2 protein-coding genes are annotated in these 1,872 nt (G+C 62.8%); both read right to left on the reverse strand.

Annotated elements, in window-relative coordinates; translation table 11 throughout:
• Nucleotides 1-49: 49 nt before the first annotated feature.
• Nucleotides 50-1,027: a LysR family transcriptional regulator gene (locus HX846_RS32735; protein ID WP_177021677.1), complete on the reverse strand. Its 978-nt coding sequence runs from the start codon at nucleotides 1,025-1,027 to the stop codon at nucleotides 50-52.
• Between the two features lie 53 nt (nucleotides 1,028-1,080).
• Nucleotides 1,081-1,872, reverse strand: a 792-nt coding sequence (locus tag HX846_RS32740) for a peptidylprolyl isomerase (RefSeq protein ID WP_178967001.1), incomplete at its 5' end; no start/stop codon positions are given.

Below are 1,872 nucleotides of genomic sequence, written 5' to 3' on the forward strand. Positions count from 1 at the left end.
ACCATAAGTAGCCGTTACCGAAGAAACGGATATGTACTCAATCAATCAATCAATCAAACCACTCCCCCCGCTCAAGAAACGTATTCCGAATCATCTCCACCACCCACCCCACCTCCAGCGGATGCCGCACATCAGCACCCACCCCCATCCAGACCTGCCGCTGCATCCCCTCCAGAAATACCCCATCCAACGCCGTCAACCCACGATCAAAACAACTCATGTACCGCGGCAACAACCCAATACACGCACTGCACCGAATCATCTCCAGCATCAGCGGATACGCTTCCACCCGCACTACCCCCGCCAGCCGCTGCTCCACCAGGCTATTCCACGGCCGCAGCGCCTCCACCTGCCGGTCCGGCTGCCACTGCACCAACATATAATCCGCAAGGTCTTCAATACTGTCCGGCCGCACTGCCAACCGCGAATACCGCTTGGCAATATGCGGCGAATAATCCAACCGCGCCAACACCTCCGGCGCCCCAATGGCAAAACTCGGCCCCGCCCCCGGCGAATCCATCCCCGACAACCACACCACCACATCCGCATCCAGCGCCTGCAACCCCAACTCGCTGTCGATGGAAATGATCTCCAGCCGCACACTCGCATTGCGCCGCAACAGCGCAATCAGGTCCCGCCCCAGAATGTCGTGCAGGATCGACTCGGCAACCGCCAGCCGAATCAACGGTTGCTCCAGCACCGGCAAGCGTCGCTCATGCGCCAGGGCAATCAACTGCGCCTGCAACTGCTGCCCTTCACGACTCAGGGCCAGGACATTGCCCTGATAGCTGAACAGCGAACGCCGCAGTTGCTCTTCCAGCTGCGCCAGGCGCTTGCGCAACTGCGTGGCCTTGATATTGAGGCTGCGAGCCGCCTGCATGAAACACCCACAGCGGGCGCTGATCAGGAAATACTGCGCCACCTCGGGCTCGATGGCGGCCGCCAAGGCCAGCCAGGCCTCGCGGGATTCGGTCGACGCACGATAAGGCGCGACGCCGTGGGGTACAGCCGGTTCAACAAATACCATGGGAGACTCCCTGTCTTGTGGGTACTGTGCATCCAATGCGGCGATACGGTTTTTTACTCCAGCACCTTGTTCAGCTCGGCGCCGTCGATACTCAAGGTCGCGGTATTGAGCATGCCTTCCAGGTAGGCCTTGGCAATCTGCTCCTGGCGTTGCGCACGCAAGGCCTCGGTCAAGCGGCCCCGCAGTTCATCCAGCGTGGCGGTGCGCGCCGGTTGTTGCCCAGTGAGTTTGAGCACGTGAAAACCCGCCGCACTCTGCACCGGCTCCGACACCCCGCCCGTCTTGAGCCGCGCCACCACACCGCGCATTTCAGGCACCAGTTGCTGCAACGGCTGCATCCCGGAATCGCCACCGCGCCGGGCGCTGTCGGGGTCCTGGGAATACTGGCTGGCCAGGGCGGCAAACTCGCCCGGCGAGGCCTGCGCCTTGCGGCTCAACTCCTGGGCCTGGCGGCGCACATTGTCGACGGTTTGCGGGTCGCTCACGGCCAGGAAAATCTGGCTGACCTGGTACAACGGCGGCGTCACCCATTGTGCCTTGCCGCTGTCATAGGCTTGCTGCAATTCAGCGGCGCTGGGGTAATCCGTCGGCACCTGGCTGACCGACAACATGTAGTCGCGAAATACGATCTGCTCGGTGGCGGCGCGGGTCTGTTGCTCCACCTCCGGGCGCTGCCGCCAGCCCTGGGCATCGGCCTGTTCAAGCACGGCCTTTTGCGCCAGGCGCGAACGCAGCCAGGTTTCCAGGGAGCCACGGTTGCCACGCAACTGCTCGCGGGTTTCCGTCGGCAAGGCGGCCAACACCGACTTGAGTTCGGCGAGGTCGATCTGCTGGTTGCCCAGGCG

It is taken from the genome of Pseudomonas sp. K5002 (assembly GCF_013386655.1).
GTDB lineage: Bacteria > Pseudomonadota > Gammaproteobacteria > Pseudomonadales > Pseudomonadaceae > Aquipseudomonas.